The 24,487-nt window shown below is 66.0% G+C and carries 15 protein-coding genes; 9 read left to right on the top strand and 6 right to left on the bottom strand.

The window, feature by feature from the left end; translation table 11 throughout:
• The first annotated feature begins 2 nt into the window (after positions 1–2).
• The 4 genes from AC07X6_RS17070 (at position 3) to AC07X6_RS17055 (ending at position 6,894) form a co-directional block, all read left to right on the top strand.
• On the top strand, positions 3–3,239 hold the full coding sequence (locus tag AC07X6_RS17070) for an ATP-binding protein (protein ID WP_494791733.1): 3,237 nt from the start codon (positions 3–5) through the stop codon (positions 3,237–3,239).
• The gene (locus tag AC07X6_RS17065) at positions 3,236–5,788 is read left to right on the top strand and encodes an EAL domain-containing protein (RefSeq protein ID WP_494791732.1); all 2,553 of its coding nucleotides are present in this window, start codon (positions 3,236–3,238) and stop codon (positions 5,786–5,788) included. The genes AC07X6_RS17070 and AC07X6_RS17065 overlap by 4 nt, the downstream gene beginning before the upstream one ends.
• Positions 5,789–5,808: 20 nt before the next feature.
• Positions 5,809–6,183 carry a hypothetical protein gene (locus tag AC07X6_RS17060; RefSeq protein WP_494791731.1) on the top strand — a complete coding sequence of 125 codons (375 nt, stop codon included), beginning with the start codon at positions 5,809–5,811 and terminating at the stop codon, positions 6,181–6,183.
• Between the two features lie 63 nt (positions 6,184–6,246).
• Positions 6,247–6,894 carry a hypothetical protein gene (locus tag AC07X6_RS17055; RefSeq protein WP_494791730.1) on the top strand — a complete coding sequence of 216 codons (648 nt, stop codon included), beginning with the start codon at positions 6,247–6,249 and terminating at the stop codon, positions 6,892–6,894.
• A 9-nt stretch (positions 6,895–6,903) separates the two neighbouring features.
• On the opposite strand, the gene AC07X6_RS17050 is transcribed toward AC07X6_RS17055, so the two are convergent.
• On the bottom strand, positions 6,904–8,409 hold the full coding sequence (locus AC07X6_RS17050) for a DASS family sodium-coupled anion symporter (RefSeq protein ID WP_230537673.1): 1,506 nt from the start codon (positions 8,407–8,409) through the stop codon (positions 6,904–6,906).
• A gap of 260 nt (positions 8,410–8,669) precedes the next feature.
• On the opposite strand from AC07X6_RS17050, the gene AC07X6_RS17045 reads away from it, so the two are divergent.
• Together AC07X6_RS17045 and AC07X6_RS17040 are read left to right on the top strand one after the other, a co-directional pair.
• On the top strand, positions 8,670–9,815 hold the full coding sequence (locus tag AC07X6_RS17045; RefSeq protein ID WP_494791729.1) for an acyltransferase family protein: 1,146 nt from the start codon (positions 8,670–8,672) through the stop codon (positions 9,813–9,815).
• A gap of 234 nt (positions 9,816–10,049) precedes the next feature.
• Complete coding sequence (locus tag AC07X6_RS17040) at positions 10,050–10,823, top strand: ferredoxin--NADP reductase (protein ID WP_230537671.1); 774 nt, start codon at positions 10,050–10,052, stop codon at positions 10,821–10,823.
• 78 nt (positions 10,824–10,901) lie between these two features.
• Here the strand turns inward: AC07X6_RS17040 and AC07X6_RS17035 are convergent, their stop codons facing one another.
• Positions 10,902–12,548, bottom strand: a complete 1,647-nt coding sequence (locus AC07X6_RS17035) for a phosphoethanolamine transferase (protein WP_494791728.1) — start codon at positions 12,546–12,548, stop codon at positions 10,902–10,904.
• A gap of 210 nt (positions 12,549–12,758) precedes the next feature.
• Here AC07X6_RS17035 and AC07X6_RS17030 point away from each other — a divergent pair, with 210 nt between their 5' ends.
• Positions 12,759–13,334: a type 1 glutamine amidotransferase family protein gene (locus tag AC07X6_RS17030; protein ID WP_494791727.1), complete on the top strand. Its 576-nt coding sequence runs from the start codon at positions 12,759–12,761 to the stop codon at positions 13,332–13,334.
• Here AC07X6_RS17030 and AC07X6_RS17025 read toward each other — a convergent pair.
• The 4 genes from AC07X6_RS17025 to AC07X6_RS17010 all read right to left on the bottom strand — a co-directional run bounded on the left by AC07X6_RS17025 (position 13,331) and on the right by AC07X6_RS17010 (position 23,409).
• Positions 13,331–14,806, bottom strand: coding sequence for a serine hydrolase domain-containing protein (locus AC07X6_RS17025; RefSeq protein ID WP_494791726.1), 1,476 nt, complete (start codon positions 14,804–14,806; stop codon positions 13,331–13,333). The two genes, AC07X6_RS17030 and AC07X6_RS17025, sit on opposite strands and share 4 nt — an antisense overlap.
• A gap of 187 nt (positions 14,807–14,993) precedes the next feature.
• On the bottom strand, positions 14,994–22,598 hold the full coding sequence (locus tag AC07X6_RS17020; protein WP_494791725.1) for a glycosyl hydrolase family 18 protein: 7,605 nt from the start codon (positions 22,596–22,598) through the stop codon (positions 14,994–14,996).
• An 87-nt stretch (positions 22,599–22,685) separates the two neighbouring features.
• Positions 22,686–23,021: an immunity protein Imm33 domain-containing protein gene (locus AC07X6_RS17015; protein WP_230537666.1), complete on the bottom strand. Its 336-nt coding sequence runs from the start codon at positions 23,019–23,021 to the stop codon at positions 22,686–22,688.
• A 7-nt stretch (positions 23,022–23,028) separates the two neighbouring features.
• Positions 23,029–23,409, bottom strand: coding sequence for a hypothetical protein (locus tag AC07X6_RS17010; RefSeq protein ID WP_494791724.1), 381 nt, complete (start codon positions 23,407–23,409; stop codon positions 23,029–23,031).
• Positions 23,410–23,698: 289 nt separating this feature from the next.
• Here AC07X6_RS17010 and AC07X6_RS17005 point away from each other — a divergent pair, with 289 nt between their 5' ends.
• Together AC07X6_RS17005 and AC07X6_RS17000 are read left to right on the top strand one after the other, a co-directional pair.
• Complete coding sequence (locus tag AC07X6_RS17005) at positions 23,699–24,013, top strand: hypothetical protein (RefSeq protein ID WP_494791723.1); 315 nt, start codon at positions 23,699–23,701, stop codon at positions 24,011–24,013.
• A 179-nt stretch (positions 24,014–24,192) separates the two neighbouring features.
• A complete protein-coding gene (locus AC07X6_RS17000) occupies positions 24,193–24,441 on the top strand; it encodes a DUF3297 family protein (RefSeq protein WP_010398340.1) in 249 nt (82 codons plus the stop codon).
• The last annotated feature ends 46 nt before the right edge of the window (positions 24,442–24,487 follow it).

The following is a 24,487-nucleotide window of genomic DNA, read 5'->3' as shown; positions in this document are numbered from 1 at the left end:
GCATGAAAATCAGGACCAAGCTCATCATCAGTACCAGCGTCCTGCTGGCGGGCGTGGCGGCCATGGCGGCGGCAGGCCTGCTGCTGGTGAAAGGCATCGAAACCCATGTCCACGGTTTGACCGACGAGACGGTGCCGCTGTACACGGACGTGTTGCGCCTGCGCTATACCGTGCAAGACATGGCCTCGGACTTTTTCGAGCTGGGCAAGGCGGAAGACCTGGCGCAGCTGGAGCAGGTGTCGAACAAGATCGGCGCCAATATCCAGGCCGCCGAGCGCCTCAGCGACGATTTGCGGCGCCATGGCGAATCGCAGGCGCCGCGCTACCACGCGGCCTTCGAACGGGAATTCCAGCGCATGCGCGTCGCCGTGCGCAAGCGCCTGGAAAACGAGGCCTATTACAAGGCGCAGGCGACGGAGATGCGGCAAGTGCTGGCGCAGATCAAGGCCGCCGCCAAGGGCGCGCGCGGCAAGATCCGCCTGATCGACAGCCAGGCCCAGGCCACGGCCGCCGAGGTGCAGCTGCAAAGCCAGCGCCTGAACCAGAATGCCCGCTACCTGACGGATTTGCGCAAGAGCATCCACGACATGCAGATTGCGCTGGCCGAAACGGAAGCCGTGAAGAACCGTTTCCGCATTGCCCCCCTGCGCGAGCGGCTGACGGCGGCCGTCGCGCACCTGGCAGGCACCAGCGAGCGCGACATCAGCCCGTCCCAGCTGGCGCTGCGGGCGAAACTGCTGGCCACAGCGCGCCAGATGCTCGATCCCGCCGCCGGCTTGCTGGCCCTGCGCGCCGGCCTGCTGGCCGAAGGCGGCGCCGGCGCGGCGCGGCAGGCCGCCTATCTTGCGCTCAAGGAGCAAACCAGCGCCGCCCTGGCCACTGCCCACCTGCGCCTGGCCGAGGAGCTCGACCCCATCGAACTGCAGCTGGCCATCGGACGCGACCGGCTGGCCGAGGCCGGCCGCTACATGCACACCTCGGCCCGCATCGAGGATGCCAGCGGCGAAATCAACCTGGCCGTCGACGCCATCAGCATCGACGTGGGCGAAGTCATGCTGGCCACGGCCGCCGCCGACGTCGCGCGCCTGGGCCGCGATATCGACCGGCGCATCAGCGCCCTGCACCGCGACATGGCGACCATGCAGACCTTGCTGCAAAGCATAGGCCAGCTGGGCTTGCTGGCCGAAACGCGGACCGTCAACACCTACCTGGACGCCGTGGAGCGCTCGGGACGGCGGCTGGTGCAGGCCAAGGGCAGCGTGCTCGACAGCCAGACGGCGCTGAACGACGTGATCGACCATGTGCGTGCCTTCGAGCGCGAACAGGCCGCCTATTCCGCGCAGCAGGTGGCGCGCATCACGGGGCAGCAGCAGCAGGCGGTGGCCAAGGTGCGCGATGGCGTGCGGCATGCCTTCATGCTGATCCTCGGCATCGCGCTGGTCCTGCTGCTGGCCTGCGTGGCCATCACGGGCCTGATCAGCGCGTCGATCGCCAGGCCGCTGGCGCGCCTGTCCTACGCCATCGCGCATATCCGCGACGGCAAGGCGCTGTCGGTGCGCGTGGCGCAGCATGGCAGCGATGAACTGGGACAGCTGATCATGGGCTTCAACGGCATGCTTGAACACGTGGAACAGCGCGACCTGGCGCTGACGCAGGCCAAGGCCGAGGCCGACGCCGCCAACCGGGCGAAATCCGAGTTCCTGGCCAAGATGAGCCACGAAATCCGCACGCCGATGAATGGCGTGCTGGGCATGACGGAACTGCTGCAGCGCACGGAACTGAGTCCCACGCAGCAGCGTTTCGTGCACACGGTGCACCGCTCGGGCGAAAGCCTGCTCAGCATCATCGACGACATCCTCGATTTTTCCAAGATCGAGGCAGGCAAGCTGGTGCTCGAACACATCCCCTTCGACCTGCGCCAGGTGATCGACGATGTGGTGGCGCTGTTTGCCAACGGCATCGAACGCAAGGCCATCGCATTTACCTGCCGCATCGCGCCCGACGTGCCGCAGCACATGCGCGGCGACCCCGTGCGCCTGCGCCAGATCCTGACCAACCTGCTCAATAACGCCACCAAGTTCACGGAACGGGGCGAAATTGCCGTCGACGTCAGCTGTCCCGCCGCCGGCCAGCTCCGGCTGGAAGTGCGCGACACGGGCATCGGCATGACGCCGGAAGCGGCGGCGGCCGTCTTCCAGCCCTTCCGCCAGGCCGACAGCACCACCTCGCGCAAATACGGCGGCACGGGGCTGGGCCTGGCCATCATCAAGCAGCTGGCGGAAATGATGGGCGGCAATATCGTGCTCGAATCCGTGGCGGGCCAGGGATCCAGCTTCGCCGTCACCGTCGTCGTGGGCGCGGTGGCGCCCGGGGACGCGCCGGCGCCGCCGATGAAGCCCGCCCTGCCCGCCGCGCCGGACGGCGCTGGCGCAGCGCCGGCGCCGCTGCGCATGCTGCTGGTGGAAGACAACGCGATCAACCAGGAAATCGCCCTGGCCATGCTGGAAGATACCGCTTACCAGGCCACGCCAGCCGACAACGGCCGGCGCGCGCTGGCCCTGTGGGAGCGCTCCCCCTTCGATGTGATCCTGATGGATTGCCAGATGCCGGAAATGGACGGCTTCGAGGCGACGCGGCGCCTGCGCCGCATGGAAAGCGAGCAAGGCCGCAGCCGCACGCCCATCATTGCCCTGACGGCCAATGCCATTCTGGGCGACCGCGAACTGTGCCTGGACGCGGGCATGGACGACTACCTCGCCAAGCCGTACACGCGCGCAGCCCTGCTGGCCGTGCTGGCCCGCTGGCGCCCCGCATCTTCCGTACCGGCGGCAGCAGAGACGCCGGCGGCGACGGCGCAGGCCGCCCCGGCGGCGGCGAGCGGAGCGAGCGCCATCCTCGACGCGGCCGCCCTGCAAAACCTGCGCGCCATGCGGCGCCCGGGCCGTCCCGACGTGCTGGGCCGCATCATCGACCTGTTCTACAGCGACGCCCCGCGCCTGCTGGGGCAGCTGGAAATGGCCGCCGGGGCCAGCGATGCCGCGGCCCTGCAGCTGGCGGCGCATACCTTCAAGTCCAGCTGCGCCAACGTTGGCGCGCTGGGCTTGTCCGCCACTTGCCGTGAAATCGAACAATACGCGCGCAGCAACGACGTCGGCAGCGCGCTGCGCCATATCCGCGGCATCCAGCAAGAACTCGACCGTGTCCTCGCCGCCCTGGCCCTTGAAAAGGAAGCCCTATGAATACCGCACTCCCTCCGCACGCCCTGATCCTGGTGGTCGATGACGACGCCATGACGCGCCTCCTGGTGACCGAAGCGCTGGAGCCGGAAGGCTTCCGCATCGAGGAAGCGGCCAGCGGCCTGGAAGCGCTGGCCGCCTTCCAGCGCGGCGTGCCCGACCTGGTCCTGCTCGACGTCGCCATGCCCGGCATGAGCGGCTTCGAATGCTGCGCCCAGCTGCGCCGGCTGCCCGGCGGCGCGCACGTGCCCATTGTCGTTCTTACCGGCAACGACGACGATGACTCCATCAAACAGGCGCTGGAAGCGGGCGCCAGCGACTTTATCTCCAAGCCGATGCAATGGCGGCTGCTGGCGCACCGGCTGCGCTACCTGCTGCGCGCCAGCAGCGCGCTCACCGAGTTGAGCCGCATCCAGGAAAGCCTCAGCCACGCGCAGGCGCTGGCCCGCCTGGGCAACTGGGAGTACCGGCTCGCCGACGGCGACGGCTACTGGTCGCCGGAACTGTTGCGCATCCTGGGCCTCGATGCCGATTCCGGCCCCACCAGCTTCGAGCGCCTGCTGCAATGCCTGCCGGAAGACCAGCGGCCCCTGCTGCTCGACGCCTTCATGGAACTGCATGCCAGCGGCACCGGCTACAGCCTGGAACACAAGGTGCTGCAGCCGGGCGGCGGCGAGTGCATCGTCTTCCACCAGGCCGAGGCCGTGCGCCAAGGCCGGCAGGTGCTGCTGATGCGCGGCACGGTGCAGGACATCACGGAACGCAAGCTGCAGGAATGGCGCATCGAATACCTGGCCAACCACGATGCGCTGACGGACTTGCCCAACCGCCAGCTGCTGAACGACCGCATCGGCCAGGCCATCGCCCACGCCCGCCGCACCCGGCTGCACCTGGCGACCCTGATGCTGGACCTCGACCGTTTCAAGTTCGTCAACGACAGCTATGGCCACCCCGTGGGTGATGCCCTGCTGCAGGAAGTGGCGCGGCGGCTGCAGCACGCGGTGCGCGAAGGCGACACGGTGGCCCGCCAGGGCGGCGACGAGTTCGTCATCCTGCTGACGGACTTGCCCGATAGCGACACGGCCGAAGACATCGCCAAAAAGGTGCTGGCCGTGTTTGCCGAGCCGTTTGTGCTGGGCGAACATACCTTGCACGTCAGCACCAGTATCGGCGCCAGCCTGTTTCCCTGCGACGGCGACAGCGGCGACATCCTGTTGAAGACGGCCGACGCGGCCCTCTACAGCGCCAAGGACAAGGGCCGCAACGCTTACCAGTTCTACAATCACAAGATGGGCGTGCTGGTGGAAGAGCGGGCCGAAATCGAACACGCGCTGCACCAGGCGCTGGCGCAGGGCGAGCTGGAATTGCACTACCAGCCCAAGGTCAACCTGGTCAGTGGAAAAGTCTATGGCATGGAAGCGCTGCTGCGCTGGCGCCGGCCCGGCATCGGCATGGTGCCGCCGGACCGCTTCATTCCCCTGGCCGAAGAAGCGGGCATGATCATTGCCATCGGCGAATGGGTGCTGCGCACGGCCTGCGCCCAGCTCGGCGTCTGGCATGCCTACGGCTTTACGCACCTGACAATGGCCGTCAACGTCTCGGCGCGCCAGTTCCGCCAGGTCGACATGCCGCAACTGGTGCGCGAAGTGCTGGCCGACAGCGGCGTGCCGGCCGACTGCCTGGAGCTGGAGCTGACGGAGAGCGTGCTGATGCAAAACCGCGACCTGGTGGTGCGGGCGCTGGAACAGTTGAAGGAAATCGGCGTCACCCTGGCGCTGGACGACTTCGGCACCGGCTATTCCAGCTTGTCCTATCTCAAGCAATTCCCCATCGACGTGGTGAAGATCGACCAGTCGTTCATCCGCGACGTGACCGACAGCGAGGACGGCGCTTCGCTGACCCGCTCCATCATCGCCATGGCCAAGTCGCTCAACATGCGCACGGTGGCCGAGGGCGTGGAAACGGAAGGACAATTGGCATTTCTCAATACCAATCACTGCGACGCCATGCAAGGCTATTACTTCAGCCGCCCCCTGCCGGGCGCCGAGATGGACAAGCTGCTGTATGCGGGTACCCATTTGCCGCCCGACAACTGCCATGCGGAAGTGCCGCAGCGCGTGCTGCTGCTGGTCGACGACGAAGAGCATATGCTGTCCGCGCTGCGCCGCTCGCTGCGCAAGGAAGGCTACCAGATACTCAGCACCACCAATCCGCAGGAAGCGCTGGAACTGGTCGCCTCCAACGCGGTGGGCGTGATCCTCACGGATGCGCGCATGCCTGGCATGTCCGGCAACGAACTCTTGCGCCGCATCAAGGGCATCTATCCGGAAATCGTGCGCGTGATGCTGTCCGGCTATCCTGAATTGCATTCGGTCACGGCCGCCATCAACGAAGGCTCCGTGTACAAGTTCATCACCAAGCCCTGGGACGAAACCTTGCTGAAGGAGCATTTGCAGGAAGCCTTCCTGCGCTTCGAATCGGGCGTGCAGCGGCCGCCGCTGGGGCCGCCGATGGGGCCGCGTGTCGTCCAGATCAGCAACCGCGCCGCCTAGGCGCGCCGCCAGGAGCCATGATGCAGGAGCAACTGTTCTTCGCAGGCTTGCGCGCCCTGGCCGAAGCGGCCTTTCCCAAGCATTGCGCCTGCTGCGGCCGCGTCTTCGCCACGGCGGATGAGTTCATCGGGCAGACGCAAGCGATGCGGCAGGATGTCTCGGGGCTGAAGCAGAGCTTCGATGACAACAACGTCGCCATCGTCGAGGTCTACCGCAATTGCCTGTGCGGCTCGACCCTGATGGATTTCTTTTCGGACCGGCGCGACACGTCCGAGGCATCCCGGCAGCGGCGCCAGTTGTTCGAACAATTATTGCCGCTGTTGCAAGAAAAAGGCATGGACCGGACTGCGGCGCGCGCCTACCTGCTGGAAGTCGTGCGCGGGCGGTTGCCGTGACGGCGGTGCTTGCCTATATGATACCGCCTGTACACACTCACAGGGAAAGGCAGGCGGCGGAGAATGACAACGATCAACGGGCGATTGCGGGAAGCCGGCTTCGATGCCGGACAGGCAGATACTTTGGCGCAGGATATTAAACAGAAGAAATATGGTCCCTTGCTGCAACAGTTGCTGCTGCGCGGCCTGTGGGCCGACGTCGTCGACGACAGCTTGCCGCAGCCGCAGTGGATAGCACGCTGGCGCGACCTGGGCGAGTCGGATTTTCCCTTCATCAACGCCCCTGCCCTGCAGCGTTTGCTGGACGCGGGCGTCGACGTGCACGACTTGACGGACGTCGTGCGATCCGCGCAGGTGTTGACGATCTACAATATTGCCCAGCTGATCGACGAACCTTGCCGCGACCTGGGCTACGACCTGGAAGCAACGCCGGACCTGGCGCTGGCGGCCGTCGACGACGGCGGCGCCCTGCACCGCTACGGCAGCCTGCACGACGCGCTGGAGGAAATGGACCCGGCGGGCCGCCACGGCCAGCCCCGCTCGCTGGAATTGCGCCGGTTCGGCGGCTTGCCGGACGATCTGCAGGCGCAGCTCAGGGACTTGCTGGCAAAACAGGCGTGGTCGCAGGCGGCCGTCCTGTGGAAGCGCGCCGTGGGCGGCGAGCTGGCGCACTGCCTGGCGGCCATGCGGCAGCTGGCGCGCCAGCTGTAGCAACGGGCATTACCAGTAGCCGAGCACCTTCCACCACGTCGTGCCGACGACGGCAAAGATCAGCAGTTCCACCACGCACATGATGAAACCGACTCTCCACCAGTTGCCCATCGTCACGAAGCCGCTGCCGAAGATGATGGGCGAGGTGCCCGTCGCGTAGTGGGTCAGCGTCATCATGATGGCCGAGCCGGCCGTCATCATCAGCATGAAGGGCACGTGGTATTCGGCCGGGATCAGGTGCAGGCCCACCGTCAGGAAGGCCAGCAGCATGGCGCTGATGTGGGCCGTCGTGCTGGCAAAGAAGTAATGCGAAAAGACAAATACCAGTACCAGCACGCCGGCAATCGGCAGCCAGTCCATGCCGCTGGCGACGATGGCCGCCTTCATGCCGGCCGAAAACCAGGCGATCACGCCCGTCTTGTTCAGCTGCTCGGCCATCATGACGAGCGCGCCGAACCACACCAGGGTGTCCCAGGCACTCTTTTCCGACAGCACGTCGTCCCAGTCGATGGTGCCCGTGATGATCAGCACGAACAGGCCGACAAAGGCGACGACCGTCGCATCGAGCGAAAACGCGGGACCGAACAGCATGGCGGGAACGTTGGCCCACAGCAAGAGCAGCAAGCCGAAGGTGCCCAGCATGACTTTTTCCGGCGGCGACAGCGGCCCCATGCTTTTCAGTTCCGACTTGGCGTAGGTGACGGCGTCCGGCGTAGCTTTCAGTTCCGGCGGCGACAGCCAATAAATTACCAGCGGCATCAGCAGCAGGCAAACCAGGCCCGGCAGCAGCATGCACAGGGCCCAGGTGGTCCACGTCAGGTGGAAACTCTGGCCGCTGGCCTTGGCCACGAAATCGACCACCAGCGGGTTCGGCGCCGTGGCCGTCAAGAACATGGCCGAGGTGATCGGGTTGGCGTGGTAGTTGACGAGGGCCAGATACGTGCCCACTTTCTTTTCAGTGCCCTTGGCCGGATCCGAATCGAAGGCGTTGGCGATCGATTTCATGACGGGGTGGACGATGCCGCCGCCGCGCGCCGTGTTACTGGGCGTAAAGGGCGCCAGCACCAGTTCGCAAATCGCCAGGCCATAGCCGATGCCCATGGTGCGCTTGCCCAGCAGCGAGATGAACAGCAGGCCGATGCGGCTGCCCAGCCCCGTTTTCTTGAGGCCGCGCGAAATCAGGATCGCCACGACGATCAGCCAGATCAGGGGGTTCGAAAAACTGCTGAGCGCATCCGTGATGGCGCCCTTGGACGAGGTCGACGTCACTTGCGACAAGGACACGATGACGATGGCCATCATCGCCATTACGCCGATGGGCATCACTTTTAAAATGATCGCCAGAATCGTCGTGAGGAAGATCGCTACCAGGCCCCAGGCCTTGGGCGTCAAGCCGTCCGGTGCCGGCAGCAATAACATGCCGACCAGCAAGGCGGTGCAGATCAGGGCGGGGACGAGGCGGAATGGGACGGCTTCCTTGAAATGCAGGAACATGTCGCGCACTGTTTTATACATCTTTATGACCTTTCGCTGTGGGTCGGGCATCCTGGCGGCCGGAATCGTGCACGCAGATTCATGGGCTGGCAGGCACGAGAAACCGCGCCCGCAAGATGATAGATGCCCAACAATTCTGTTCGGCAATATCATACACGCAAGGCGTCCCCGCCCCCGGCTCCATTCGGCGCGCCCTTCCCGGCAATTGCAAAATTATTGACCTTTGAGCGACAAGTGTCGCATAATTGCCCCTCGTGTCACCAAAACCGACGGGGAAACCATTGCAAGCACGCAACCACCATATTGACGCCTTGCGCGGCGCCGCCATCCTGTGCGTGCTGCTGCTGCACTTCGCCCTCGCCTACGGCCTGAAGAATAGCCCGCTCGAAATCCTGCCCGCCTGGCTGCTGCGCGCCGCCTACCAGGGCAATTACGGCGTGACCATGTTTTTCGTCATTTCCGGCTACCTGATCACCTCGACTTCGCTGCGCCGCTGGGGCGACTTGGCGCGCATCGACCTGGCGGCGTTCTATCTGTATCGCGTCGCCCGCCTGCTGCCGGCGCTGCTGCTGGCCCTGTCCCTGATCGTGCTGCTCGGTGTGCTGGACGTGCCCTTCTTTGCCAACTCGGACGGCGGCAAGGACTTGCCAGCCAGCTATTTCGTCATCGCCATCGCGTCCGTGCTGACCTTCTGGCACAACGTGCTGATGCAAAGCGCCGGTTACTTCAATTACTGCCTGAACGTGTACTGGTCGCTGTCCGTCGAGGAAATGTTTTATCTGCTGCTGCCGCTGTCGTGCCGCTTCCTGCGCCGGCGCCAGGCGATCATGCTGCTGTGCGGCGCCGCCATCGTGGCCGGGCCCGTGTACCGCAGCCGGCACGCGGATAACGAGATTGACTTCATGTACGGCTACCTTGCCTGTTTCGACGCCATCGCCATCGGCTGCCTGACGGCCCTGCTGACACAACACTGGCAGCCGGGCGCGCGGGCCGGGCGGTTCCTGCGCTGGACCGCGGGCCTGGCCCTGGCGGTTCTGTATGTGCGCGGCATCGGCGGCCATGAAGTCTTCGGCTTCAGCGCAATCGCCCTGGCCAGCGCCGCCTTCATCGCGGGCGCCACGGCGGTCCCGGCAGCCGGCCAGGGCCGCCACGGCCCGCTGCAATGGCTGGGACGCCACAGCTATGAGCTGTACTTGTTCCATATCATCGTGCTGGCCGGCATGCGCAACGTGGTCGACAAGGCGGGCCTCGGCTACGCGGAACGGCTGCCGTGGCTGGCGCTGTTCCTGGCAGCGACGGCGCTGGCGGCCGCCCTCGTAGCCCGCCATGTGTCCGACCCGGCGAATGCCGCCCTGCGACGGCGCTTCGGGCGCCGCGCCACGGCCGCGCCGGCATGCGCTGGCGGCAGCCCTGGCGCGGCACCCTGAAAAAACTGAGCCAGGTCAAGAGAGCGCATGCCCGCGCCCCGTTTTGGGGCCAATTCCAGCCCCGCCTTGCCATTCGCACTATAATGTCGGCACCGCGTGCGGCAGCAATGGCGGCGATAGACGGTAACAATTTCGTGTGGAGGCCAGTACAATAGCATCTGGGCCTACACAGGGTTTCACTTTTGCCAGCAGTTGCCAGCAACTAACCATTTTTTTGACCAGCCAACAAATACTATGAGTTCGATGAATGAAGAGCGCGTTTTAAGCGTGCACCACTGGACGGATACCCTGTTCTCCTTTACCACCACGCGCGACCCGTCGCTGCGTTTCTCGAATGGCCATTTCACCATGATCGGCCTGCGCGTCGATGGCAAGCCATTGCTGCGTGCCTACAGTATCGCCAGCGCCAATTATGAAGACCACCTGGAATTCTTCAGCATCAAGGTGCCGGGCGGCCCATTGACGTCGCGTTTGCAACACTTGCAAGTGGGCGACACCGTCATCGTCGGCCGCAAGCCGACGGGCACCCTGGTATCCGACTACCTGCTGCCGGGCAAGCGCCTGTACATGCTGTCGACGGGCACGGGCCTGGCGCCTTTCCTCAGCATCGTGCGCGATCCGGACATCTACGAGCGCTTCGACGAATTGATCCTCGTGCACGGCGTGCGCCAGGTCGACGAGCTGGCTTACCACGACTTGCTGGAAGAGCACCTGCCCAAGCATGAATTCCTGGGCGAAATGGTCAGCGACAAGCTGCGCTACTACCCGACCGTGACGCGCGAAGACTTCCGCAACATGGGCCGCATCACGGAATTGATCGAGAACGGCAAGCTGGCCAAGGACCTGGGCGTGCCGGAACTCAATCCTGCCGAAGACCGCGTGATGATCTGCGGCAGCTCGGACATGCTGCGCGACCTGAAGGAAATGCTGGAAGCGCGTGGCTTCAAGGAAGGCAATACCTCGACGCCTGGCGACTTCGTGGTCGAGCGCGCATTCGCCGAGAAGTAATCGGCAAAGTATCGGCAACATCCCAGGGGCCCGGCCCCGCCGCTTCCTGCGGCGGCGCCGGGCTTTTTCATTGCGGGATCAACGGGCCAGCGCTGCCCCGCGCTGGTACTGCAAGCCATTCATGAAGCGCTGCACGGGCGTAAAGGCGCTGCTGAGGATATCGTCCTGCGCCGCATAATAGCGCGTCTCGATCTTCAGCAAGCCCAGCACGGTCGCGTCGAGCTTGTCCGTCTGGTAGGGCCGGTTTTCCAGCGCGGCGCGGGCGGCCGCCGACTGCGGCGCTTGCTGGTTGTTCCAGATCAACATGGGAATTTCATAGCCGCTCTTGTCCGAGGCGGAATGGCCCGCGTGATTGCGGCTGTAGCCCACTTCCTGCCCGTGGTCGGAAACGAACAGCAGCGAGGCGGCGCGCCCGGCCTTGGCTTTGTCGGCCATGCCGATCAGGGTGCCCAGCACGTAATCGCCGTAGCGGATGGCGTTATCGTACTCGTCGCGCTGGTTGCGTATCCAGCTGGACCTGCCCTGGCTGGCCATCTGCGCGCTGACGGCGTCGTGCGCCCGGTCGAAATGCGCGAAACGGCTCGGGTAGCGCATGTCATAGCTGGGATGCGCGCCCAGCAAGTGCACGACGATCAGCTTTTTCGGCGCCGCGTCGCGCAGCGCATGGGCAAACGGCTGGAACAGGTTGCCGTCAAAATTGTTTTCGCCGCGGCCAGTGCCGTAATTGATGAAATCGCTTTCATCGGCCTGGCCCGCCAGCAACCCGATCCAGCCATCGTTGCGCGTCTGGTTCGACACCCAGAACGTCTTGTAGCCGGCCGCCTCGGCCAGCATCAGCAGATTCGGCTTGGCCATCCACGCATCGGGGTTGCCGATATCGGCCGGCGTGAGCATGGTCATCATCGATTCCACCGTGCTGGACGCGGGCGAAATCACATCGTTAAAAACCAGCAGCTTAGCCCGCATGGCGTCGAGCTGGGGCGTGGTGGCGCGCGGGTAGCCATACAGCGACATCGAGGCGCGGTTGGTGCTCTCGCCGATCACCAGGATGACGGTGCGGGCATCCTCGCCCGCATAGCGCACATGCCAGTCGCGCGGCGCGGCCATGGCCGCCGTCAGCGCGTGCTGCATCGATTTCATCGCATCCAGTTGCGCGCTGTACTGCTGGTAGCGCAGCGGCCAGAACAGGGCCGGATTTTCGCGCCGCATGGTGGTATTGACGTGCAAGGACACGAGAAAGACAGCCATGAAGACGGCAAACCCTTTTTGCGGCCAGCCTGGCGCGGCATGCCCGCGCGCCGCCTGCCAGCGCTGCAGATAACGGTCGCCCAGCAGCACGGCCGCCGTCACGAGCACAAACCAGGCGGCCGCTTGCGCCAGGGCGGCGCCGTTGTGCAGGAAAAACTCGCCCGTTTCGGCTTGATCTGTCGCAAACATGGCCTGCAAAACCGCATTCGGGTTCGGGCGCATGCCAAAATAGCCGCGCAAGAAGCCTTTTACGGCGGCGTCCAGATAAAACACGGGCACGACGACGCGCACCAGCACGTTGATCGCGCCGGCGCCGGCATTGCCGCGCCACGCCTGCAGCACGCCGCCCACGCCCAGCAGGAATGCCGCCAGCAAGGCGCTCAATTTCAGGCATTCATTCGCGCTCAATTGATCGAAGAGGAAGAAAAGCAGCAGGCCAGCAATGCTTAACAGGACACGGCAAAACAGAATCAGCATGGAGGCGTCAGAGAGTGAACATGGGACAGGGACAAGCCCGCGCGGACGGGCCAGCGATTGTAGCGTAGTCCCTTGCAACTTGTGCAATCATTTCATGCGCGCTCCTGACAGAAATTGTCAGTGCTTTTTATTATGATTTCGGCACCAGCTGGCCAGCCAGCCTGTATTACTGTATTCATATCGATATCTCCACCTGCGACAGGACTTTTCATGACACGTGCCATTACCATACTGACCGAAAACTTTGCCGATTGGGAAACCGCCCTGCTCAATTCCACGGCGCGCCTGTACTACGGCTTTTACACGCAGTTCGCCACGCCGGGCGGCTTGCCCGTCACTTCGTCCGGCGGCATGCTGGTCACGCCGCAACTGGCGCTGGAAGAGGTCAATCTCGATGAACTCGATTTGCTGATGGTGTGCGGCGGCAGCCATTGGCAAAGCGGCAAGGCACCCGACCTGGGCCCTCTGCTGCGCGCCGCCCGCGACAAGGGCGTGGTGCTGGCCGGCATTTGCGACGGCACGCGCGTGCTGGCGCAGGCGGGCGTGCTCGACACCGTGCGCCACACATCCAACAGTGCGGACAACCTGCTGCAAACGGGCTATGCGGGCGCGGCCCTGTACCAGGACGTGCCGTGGGCCGTGGCCGACCAGCGCATCGTTACGGCACCGGGCACTTCGCCCGTCAGTTTTACGCGCGAAGTGCTGCGCAGCCTTGGCATTCACGACGACAACCTGACGGCCTACCTGGCCATGCACGGGTCCGAGCACGGCCAGGCGGAACGCTAGTCGGCGGCCAGCACGCGCAGGCGCGCCACGGCGTGGGCGTTGTCCGGGTCCAGCTCCAGCGAACGCCGGTAATGCGCGATGGCCGGCGCCGTGGCGCCATCGGCCTCGTACGCTTCGGCCAGGCTGTCGTGGCCATTCGCCCCTTGCGGGTACAGCCGCACGCCCAGCTGGAAGACGGCGAGCGCCTGTTTCGGCTGCTGCCGGCCCAGCAGGCGGTAGCCCCAGGCATTCAAGTCGTCTTCGGCGGGTTCAGGCAGCCCATGCTGGCGCCGGATGACGGCCAGTTTCTGTTCCAGCCCGTCAAAGCCGGTACTGGCCGCCTTGTTGCGCAACAAGTGCGCGGCATACGCGCCGCCCCGCTGCTGGCGCAGGGCGGGAACATAAAAGCCGGCGACGGTGTCGATCAGCTGTTCCGGCTGGCCGCCGGCCAGGTTGCTGAGGATAATGATGGCCAGGCCATCGTCCGGATACACATAAAAGGCCGAGCGGCCACCGCCGATGCCGGCCACGGCGCGGTGCGCAGCGCGGCCGATGCTGGGCCAGCCCAGTGCCCACGGCGCCGGCTTGCCGTCGTTCAGGCTGGTCGGCTGCCACAGCTTCTCCACGCTGGCGGGCGCCAGCAAGCGTCCCGACTGCAGCGCGATCAGCCAGTTGGCCAGTTCGCCCGCATTGCTGTTGATGCCGGCCCCGGCGCGCATGAACACGGGGAAATCTTCGATCACGTTGCGGTAACCGTTGCCGCCCCGCTCCAGCACGTAGGAACTGGCCTTGCCCACGACCACGTCCTTCGCGTCGCCAAAGCCGCTGTGCGGCATGCCGGCCACGTCGAACTGCCGGCGCTGGATGAAAGTGGTAAAGGGCTGGCCGCCCTGCTGCTCGATCAATTGCGCCAGCAACACGTAATTGGTCTGGTTGTAGCGGTAGCGCTGGCCTGGCGGCGCTTCCACGGGCAGCGCCTGCACGGCAGTCCACGCCGCAGCGGCGTCGTCCGGTTGCGGCCCCACCAGCTTGCCGCTGCGCTGGTCCAGCACATCGGGCAAGCCCGAGCTATGGTTGAGCAACTGCGTCACCGTCACGGCTTGCCAGGCTACGGGCAACCCCGTCAGGTACTGGCCGATGGGCGCGGCCAGGTCGATCTTGCCCTCCTGCACCAGTTGCATCACGGCCACGCCGGCAAACGCTTTCGTTGCCGAATTGATGGAAAACAGGCTGGCGTCCGTCACGGGCACGCCGTACTGCAGGCTGGCCAGGCCGAAATTGCGCGTCAGCACGACCTTGCCGCCCTGGATCACGGCCAGTTGCAGCCCTGGAATCTGGCGCTCCCGCATTTCGCTGCGCACAAAGGCGGCGATATCGCGCTGGACCTGGCCTTGCTGCTGCGCGGCGGGCAAGGCGCTGGCGCCCGTGGCGGCTGCCGGAAATGCCGTGGCGAGCGCCAGGGCCAGGGCGGCGGATGAAAAATGGACACGCATCGGACGGCTCTCTCTCGTAATCTGGATCATGCTGGGCAAGCGGGCCTGCCGCGCTGGCGCGACCCGGACGACAAAGCGCCGCATATCCGGCCAAGCCGGACATGCGGCGCATGGCGGCCCTGACGGGCCACTATTGCAAAATAGCACTATTGCAAATAAATGTATAGAAGAGGATACGCCAGCCTGTCTACGTCAACGCTCCCTCCCCCTGCAGCCTGGGCGCCGGTTCGGGATCCAGCGCTCCCAGCAGTGGCGGCAGCACGCTGCGCTGCAGCATGGCGCGGTGCGCCAGCGCGCGTTCCAGCAAGGCATGCGTTTCCTGGCGCAGCCGGTCGACCAGGGGATCGCGCCCCACATCGTCGGCTTCGCGGCCGGCACGCGCCGCCAGGGTGGCGCGCAGGCGCGCGCGCGCCGTCTCGGCACTGGCCTGGCCCGCTTGCAGCATGGCCGCTACGGGCGGACTGAACTGGTTGCCTTGCGCGCTGCTCGCCAGGCTCGTCTGGCTGGCCAGATAGGCGCCCAGGCGGCCCGACGTCCAGATCAGGCTCAGCGTTTCCGACATGGCCGTCTCGGCCAGGCCCGCCAGCGCCATGAACTGGATCAGGCGCGCCACGCTGCCGTCGAGCGCCGCCAGTTCCGCCTTCGCATCGGCCGCGATGCGGCCGTTGTACTGCGCGATCCAGCGCTGCTGCACGGGCTGCACCGCGCGCTGTATCTGCACCAGCAGGCTATTACCGATGATCAACAACTGGCTGTCGACCACCTGTCCCGCCACCAGGCGCAGCTGCGCCACCGGCTGGCGCGCGCCGCGGAAGGCCACCCACAGCGTGACTTGCCCCTCGTCGCTGGCCAGCGACAGGTCGGCCACGCGCAGGACGTGGGCCACGGCCAGCACGCGCTGCAGCTTGACGGCGCGCCAGCCCAGGCTGGGGCTGGTCAGGAAGCGCGACAGGCTGCCCAGGTGGCTGGCGCGCTCGGCCAGTTGCGTTGCCGCAACACTCTCCACTTCCAGTTCGGCCAGGTCGAGCACGGGCACGGCGTCGAACATCAAGCCATGCAGCAAGGCCGCGTCGCCCAGCCGGCCTGGCGGCAGCCGCCAATCCTGGCTGCCCTGCACGGGAATGATGGCGCGGCAGCGCGCCGCCAGGCTCGCCAATGCCTGCACATAGTCGTCGAGCAAGCCGTCGAGGAACGGTTGATTGTCGGCAAAATCGCTGAGAAAGCCCTGCAGCGTTTCCGACGGCGCCACGATCAGCTCGTCCAGGTCGGCAATCATGCCCTGCGGATGGTCGGAAAACTGCATCAGGTGTTCGGAGACCCATAGCAGCCGGCTGGCCAGCGTCTTGCCATAGGCGGCAGAAAAATACACGCGCTGGCTGGCTTCCTCGGCCCCCGTACTGCGGCGCACATAAAAATCATGGCAGTCGCCGATGCGGTTGATGCTCACCTGCCCGGCCTGGCGCGACGCCACGCCCGCCGGCAGCGGCCAGGTTTGCAGCCAGCTGCTGTCGAGCGTGTCTTCCAGCTTCCGGCGCGGCAGGCCCAGCAGCTTGTTGCGCACGCCGTTCACCAGGCGGTTGCGGTAGTCGGCCAGGCGCGCGGGATCGTCTGCCAGGCGCGGGCCGTCGGCCGCCGCCGCCGTCGCCCCGTGCAGGCTTTCCGTTTCGGCGTTGGCGATGGCGATATCCATCGTCGCATAGTCATCCATCAGGCTGACGGTCATCATTTCTTGCAGATAATGCAAGTCGCTGCCCAGCCTGTCCTCGATCAGGTCGAAACGGCGCTCGACGCTGTCGAAGCCCCGCTGCATGGCCAGCAGCACCTGCGCCGTGGCTTGCCGCGTCTCGGCGCGGCCGGCGGCAAAGCCTTCGTCCATCTGCGCCGACAGTTCCGCCATCTGGCGCCCCAGTTCGCGCCCCAGGCCGTCGATCTTGTCCTCGATGCCGTCCAGGCGGTTGTAGATGCCGGCCTGCATCGACGCCAGCTGCTGCGACATGGCGGCCAGGCTTTCCTGCAAGGCCTTGCCCACCTCTTCGATCTGCTTGCTCAAGGCCTTGTACATTTCCTCCATCGGGTCGGGCGGCGGGCCGAAGATGGCGCACTGCACGATATTGAACGCGGCCATGCCGATGGAAAACATCATCGAAATGCCGCCGCCCTTGCCGATCGACCCGAGCCCCTGCATGGCGCGCATCTGTTTCCAGCCATAGGCGATGGTGGCCACGGCGATGCCGATCTGCACGATGCGGTTGGCCCACGTCAGTATGGTCTTGGCCACTTCCGCAAACTTGCCCGAGATCACGCCCTTGTCGTGCAGCCAGTCGAGCGCCGAGGCGCCATAATGGGCGATGCTGTCGGCCAGCAGCGCGTAATCCTGCATCTTGCTGAGCTTGCGCTGGGCCGCCTCCAGCTGTCCCTTGAGCTTGGCCTGCTGCTCGAGCTGGCGCAGGCGCTGCGGGTCCATGTCGCGCTTGCGGCGCAGGCCGTCGACTTCGCCGATCGCCTTGCTGCGCGCCGCGAGCGCGTCCTTTTCCACGCCGTCGAGCCGCGCATGCTCGTGCTCGAGAGCGTCGTCATACAGGTCGTCGGGCAACAGCTGATCGTCGCGCATGCCCGCCGGCAACTTGACGTCGATACCCGCCTTGCGCAGCTCGGCCGCCGACATGCCGAACGGCTTGTTTTCCAGGTCCCGGACCAGCTCGCGGCGCGCGCGGGTATTGCTCAGGGTCGCATCGGCCTGCGCCGCATTGCGGGTCAGCTCGTCGATGCGCGCCGTGTACGGGCTTTTCAGCAGGCGCTCGTCTTCCTGCGCCTGCAGCTTGCTGTCGACCAGCATATTGTTTTGCCACGTCTGCACCATGAATTTCATCTGCGTGGCGCGCACGCTCTGTTCCAGGCGCCGCCTGCGGCTGGCTTCTTCGTCGACGTCGGGCGCGGGCGGCACGGCCGCCGCGCCGGCCGCCGCGAGCACGCGGCGCACGGGGGCATTACTGCTGCGCGCCGGCAGCGGCGTGACGGCGTCCGTCTGCTCGGGCAGCGCCGTCGGGTCCTGCGCCAGATAGGGCGGATCTTCCGCCCAGCTGAACCACTGTTGCGCATATGCATTCACATCGCCTTGCGGTATCCAGGGCGCGGGCGCGCGCAGGGCCAGCAAGGCGGCGGCGGAGGGCAAGGCCAGGGCGGCGCCCTGCGGCGTCGTGCACGACCACAGCAGCAATTGCTGCATGGCCAGGCCGGCCATGGCCGCGCCGCCGGAAAATTCCCCCAGTGCCGTGTACGGATCCTGCACCGCCGCCAGGTCGGAAGCGACCAGCCGGCGGGCGTCCAGCTCCTGCTGGTGATAGTCGCGCACGACCACGCCCATGCCGCTGACCAGGGCATCGGCCGCGGCCCCCATGGGAGCGGCCATCCACGGCGCCATGTCCAGCAGGGCCGTCACCTCGTTGGGCAAGCCCTGCACGGCCAGCCCGGGGCGCAGCACGGGATCATCCCAGCCGTTCGGCGTCAGGGCGTCGCGTCCGGCCTGCATCAGCATGCGGTAGTGGGCCGGGGCGCGCCGGGACAGGGGTTCCTGCGGCGCACCAGCGGGCGCCGGCCAGCCCAGCTCCACCAGCGCGGCGTAATGCAGCAGCGCCAGGTCGCAGACGGCCGGTTCGCTGACGAGGCGGTAGGCGTCCGGACGCTTGGGACGCGCGGCGGCGGCCACCAGCTGGCGGCACTCCTGGCGGCGCCAAGGCCGCGCCTTGTCCGGCGCCGTCCAGACGGCATCGATGGCGGCGATGAAGGCGTCCGGGTCGGCATGGCGCTGGCCCAGCAGCTGCGCCAGCACCTGCCGCAAATCCTCGCCCACGCCCTCGGCCTGCTTGCAATCATCGGCCCGGGCGCCGTCCGGCACCAGCACATGCATCAGGCAGGTATCGCCTTCCCCGCGCGCGGCCGCCAGCAAGGCATCGTCGATGGCGTAATCCTGCACCAGGTGCTGCACTTGCCGCGCCGTTTCCGGCAACACCGGCGCCAGCGCCGTGGCGATCAGGGTGGCGAGGCGCGGATTGTCGCTCAGGAAGGCCGCCGTCGCGGCCGCGATCGGCGCGCCCGCCAGCGGCAGGTCGGGCAGCAGGTAAGGCGTGCTGGCCAGCAGTTCCGGCGGCAGCAAGGCGGCCAGCACGGGCTCGTTCAGCAAGGCGCTCGTGCGTTCGGCATTGCCGCCGCTCCACAAAGGGGCGCCGGCGGCCGTCAGCTGGGGCACGATGGCGCAGTGCTGCGCGCGCAAGGCCGTTTCGGCCACGCTTTCCTGGGCGCCGCTGGCCGCATCGGTGGCCTGCAGGTCGGGCGGCGCGCCTTCCGCCAGCGCTTGCGCCATGCCGGCCTGGTTGCCGGCGGCCGCCAGATGATGCAGCCAGGAACGGCCGTCGTCCCCGTCGCGCCAATTCCAGCTGGGCTGGAGACAAGCTTGCGCGCGCGGCCAGCTGCGTGCCGCCAGGTAGCGCAATTCGGCCCCCCTGGCGATCACCACGTCGCCGTTGTCCAGCACGGCAGCCGCGTCGGCCGAACGGCTACCGCTCAGTCTCTGCAGCATCACATAACCATCGCCGCGCCGGCCCCAGAACATGTACGCGCCGTCGCTAATGCTGAGAAAGCCGCCCTGCGGCAGCGGCAGCAGCGCCCGCCCAACCTGCTCGCCGTCGCTGAGCGCGCTCCACGCGGCGGGCTGCGGCCGCTCCGGCTGCAGCGCCGCCGGGCCGTAGGCCTGGTAATTGCCGTACGCCGTCAGGGCCGCCACGGCGCCGTCGGACAAGACGCTCAGGAAGGCGATGGCGCCCCAGTCTTCCGGCTTGGAACGGGGCACGGCCGCCTGCAATGCCAGCTTGCCACCCTCGATCTTCCACACGGCCACCGAAGGCATTTCATCGCTGCGCGTGCCGCCGCTCAGCAGCAAGCCGCCCGGCAGCGCGACGAGCGCGTTGGCCGCCAGCGGCATGGGCGGCGACACCTGCCATTCCTGCCCGGGTGCCGCAGTGACCGCGACCGTGCGCAGCACCGTGCCGTCGAAGAGCAGCGCCTGCTCGCCCCAGCCAGCAAGCAAGCTCCCGGCCCGCGGCGCCAGCCCGGCAGCGAGGCGCAGGACGGGCGTCTTGCTGTCTTGTACGTCGATGCGTGCCAGGTCGCCATTTTGCTGCAGCACGAGCAGGCGCCCCGATGGCAAGGCCAGCAGCGAGACCGCGGGCGCGGCCAGATGCCAGGCGGACCTGGTTTCCCACTCCCACGGCGCGACGGCACGGTTGGGCGCCATGATCTGCACGGCGCCGTCCGCCAGGGCCAGCGCCAGGCGTCCTCCCGGCAAGGCCGCCATCGCCAGCACCCCGGCGCTCACCGCCATGTCGCGGCTTTCCAGCGAGGCGCCATAGTCGCGCCCCACGTTCCACAGGGGCCGGGCCGGCAGCGCCGTGCCTTCTTTGGCCGCGCGCCGGTACAGGCTGAAATCGGGCAACTCCCGCAGCTCAGGCTGCGCGGGCGGGCGTTCCTGGCGCAGTTCGTCGCCGATGGCGCGCAGCAGCGAGCGCGGGTCGCTGGCCGGCAAGTCGCCCGACAAGTCCCAGGCCATGACGCCGCCCAGCGATTCCGTCTTGGCATAGCGGATCTTCTCGCGTATCGATGCGGGATCGTCATACGTCACGGAAATGGCCGGCTGGCCATCGCGCGCCGGCACGTACAGATACGGCGCCCTCGCCTTCGGATGCAGGCCGGGCGCCACGAAATTGGGAAACTTGTCGGAGCGGCTGCCCAGCTTCATCTGGCTGGCGATATGGCTGTACAGATAGGTGCCGGGCTGGTCGGCGAACTGCCCTTCGGCGGGGCCATCCGTGCGGCAATTGATGCCCAGGCGCGCGTCCGGATCGCGCTGGCCGCCCGCTTCCGGCACCACTTTCACGCCGCGCCCGTAGATGGGCAGGCCCAGCGACAGCTGCTGGCGCGTGAAGCACAGGCGGTCGGCATAGCCGAGCATGGTGGTGAGCGTTTCGCGCACGCCGCTCGGCTGTTCACCCGCGCCCGCGTCCGAAGCGGGCAGCATGGGCGCGTTGAAATCGGAATATTTCAGCCATGGCCCGCCGTAGTCGTACGTCATCATGTGGATGGTGTCGACCAGCCGTCCGATGGGGCGCCAGTAGGTGTCTGTGCCGGACGGCAATGTCCCGCTGTCGATCAGACGGATCTTGGCCGCCGCGGCCGGCGAGGCGATGCCCAGGTAAATCTTGCGGCGCTCGGGGTTCAAGCTGGGGTTGGCTTCGGCGGCGCGCAGCGCCTCGAGGATGCGCACGTAGGCGGGGCCGTCCTCCTTGCCCGGATACTCCCAGTCGATCTCGATGCCGTCAAAGCCCATCAGCACCACGCTCTGCACCATCGCCTCGGCAAAGCGCCGGGCCTTGGCCGGGTCGGTGCCGACCATGCTGAACAGCTCTGCCGACGGCTGGATTTTTTGCTGCAAGGCGGCCGCAAGCGCAAGCTGGATACGCACGCTGTATTCCGCCGGATAGTCCTGGCGCCTGCCGTTGCCGACAATCGCGCTGCCAAGCACCAGGGCGACATTCCCCCAGTACCCGCTCAGATACTGCGTCAAGAAGCCCTTGCCCCAGGCAAAGCGCGTGGCTGTCGCGCTGGGTTGCAGCACGCTGCCGTTCACCGTCAGCGGCTGCCACAGGCGGTAGTACATTTCGCTCCCGTCCTCGCCCTCCTTGACGCGGTACAGGCTGATCGTGACACCGTCGTTGAGCGGCACATCGCGCGCCGCAGACTCCTGCATCTCGCGCAGGGTGACGCAGTCGCCCACGTCGAATTCCACCACCTTGGGCCAGCCGCCGACGATCAGGTGCACTTTCAGGTCGGGATTGAGCTGCTTCATGAACTGCAGCGACGACAGCTGCCAGTCGTCGCCCCAGGGATCGGAACTGGCCGGCGTGCCGTCCAGGTTGATCGTAAACATGCCGTATGACAGCTCGTTGATGTTCTGGAACGGCACGTCGCGGATGAAGACGTCGCGCAGATAGCCGAAATAGTTCGCGTAATAGCCGAGCGAGCGGCGCGAGAAAGCGGCGGCCGAGACGAGGCCGCGGCAGGACTGGTCGATCACGCGGCTGCGCTTGTCGCCCATGCTCGCTTGCAGCAGGTCGAGCGGCACTTCCAGCCAGTCGCTGCTACCGTCAAGCTGGACGCGGATCGATGGCAGGCGGGTCAGGCCATCGATCGAGGAGCGGCAGACCAGGTATTTGAAACTGCTGACATATGACAGGTCGCGGCCCAGGTTGGCCGGGATCACGGCCGGCTTGCGCAGATAGCGGACCTGGTAGACATATTCCGGCATGCCGCCCGGGTCCATGCGGCCCGCTGCTTCCGTGCCGACACTGACCACGGCCACATAGTCGCCGCCCTTGTAGCTCACCGCGCGCGAATATTCCGCCGGATGCTCTTCCGACGAGGCCAGCGCGCCCCATGGCGCAAAGAACACGTCCGTGGCGGCGATGGCCCGCTTGTCCAACGGGCCTTCGTGCTTGTTCATTTCCTCCAGGAAAAACTCTTGCTTCTTCGCCGGCCAGTCCTTCTCTTCTATCTTTTTCGCCACCATGATGGCATCGAGGCTGTTTCCGCCCACGAGCGTGCCGATGGCGATATTCAGGGTGATTTCCAGGCTGGAAATGTAGAGCTCCTGCTGGCTGGCGTTCAGCAACACGATCGTGTCGACACCGTTGCGCTTGTGGAACTGCCATTTCAATCCGACTTCCGCGGTAGACTTTTTCATCTCGGCTCCGTATGCAGGGAGATTAAGGAAATGAAAGTCTAGTCCACAAGAAATATTTATAACTGAGCAAAACTTACAGGCACAGGCCTAGTCCGCCGCCTCCAGCCACACATCCTCATACCCTTCCCGGTCGAGGATGAACCTGGCGCCGCTGGGCAAGGCCAGGTAATCGAGCACCTGCGGCAGCATCTCGTGCAGGTGTTCCGCGTGCAGGGGCTGGTAAAAGCCGCTGGCGTCGTCGTGTTCGCCGCAGTGGATGAACCAGCTGATGGTGCCGTTTTCGGGCAGCGCGACGCGCGTGCCGTAGATGGGCGAATGGGCCAGGCTGCCGATGGCCAGGGCCACCATGGGTTCGGGCGCTTGCGCCGGCAAGCCGAATTTGTCGCAGATGCGCTGTTGTGTTTCGCTGATCGGTACGGTCATGGTGCTTTCAGGATCCAATATATCGGTAATGGAGGCGCAGCGCGCCCTCGTGGCCGGACATTTCCAGGTGCAAGATCGCTTCGCCCGGTTTGCCGTCGGCCAGCAAGCGGCATTCCAGGCCCAGCGGGCCGGCGTCGCTGGCATATACATCGACGGCGGGACGGCCGCCCTGGCCCGGCACGAACGCCTGCGCCAGCGGCGCCAGGGACAGCGCCTGGTTCGCCGCAAAATAGCTGTCGAGCATCTCGATGATCTCCCCGGCAACCGCCGGCGACAGGGCCCAGTCGCGTTGCAGCGCAAGCGGGTCGCGCCCGTCCAGCGTCCGCACGAAGGCCGCGGCCTGCGCGTAGGCCTGCTGGCGCAGGCTGTCGGTAACGGCCATTTCCATGCTGCGACTCCTTGTTCTTGAACAGGCGCCATTATAGTGCGCGGCCCGGCACGCGCGCCATACGCTTGCCACCGTCCGCTGGCTAAGCCAGACGAAGCGCGGCATTTGCAATAATTGGTTGTCACGCACCACGGAGTTTTCCTACGCCGCGACAAGTAGTGTCCCTATGGTTAAGCCAGCGACAGGCCGGGAGAATGGCCTCAACGGTGCAAGGCAGCACCGGATGTCAGGCAGGAACATCCGTGACGGGATGACCACCCATAGCGTATCAACCATAGAGGAAACAACCATGACTTCGAACAGCAACGACAAATCCGGCAACCAGGCGGACAAACAGCAATCGGGGCAATCGGGCAGCCAGCAGTCGGACAAGCAGCCGGGCAGCCGCCAGTCGTCGGGCGGCACCCAGGGCGGCACGCACGAGCAGCATGTAGAAGCGGGCCGCCAGAGCCACAAGAATGACGGCGACAAGCAGTCGGGCTCGCAGCAGTCCGGTCAACAGTCGGGCCAGCAATCGGGTTCCGGTTCCGGCATGCGCGGCGGCACGCATGAGCAGCACGTGGAAGCGGGACGTCAAAGCCACAAGAATGACGACAAATCCTGATTGCCGGGCCAGGATTGCCGGCCAGTCAGCCGGGAATCCGCCGCCGCATGGACCGGTGCGGCATGGCCGTGCCGGTTCATGGCTACCCGGCGGCCGCGCCCGCCTTTTTGCGCGCCGCCAGACAGACGGCGCGCGAAAGGCCGTTGTCTGGATCGGCATTCTGGGCGATAATTACGCCCATGAACGATACCACTACCTTACCCCCATTGCCCGATCGCCTGTCGATCGACCCGAGCAGCCCTTACCACGTTGCAGCCGTGTTCGAAAACGACGTCGGCATCCGCTTCAACGACAAGGAACGCCTTGACGTGGAAGAATATTGCATCAGCGAACGCTGGATCAAGGTCGCTTCCACCAAATCCCTCGACCGCCGCGGCCGTCCGCTGCAGATCAAGCTGAAGGGCAAAGTCGAAGCGTTTTACCGCTAAGCAACACTCAGCAACACCTGCGGTTATCGCTGCAGTTGTCATCAAG

The organism is Janthinobacterium sp. GW460-12-1-14-LB5, from assembly GCF_059423585.1.
The sequence above is the reverse complement of the archived record's forward strand: the minus strand, read 5'-3'. Positions and strand labels throughout refer to the sequence as shown.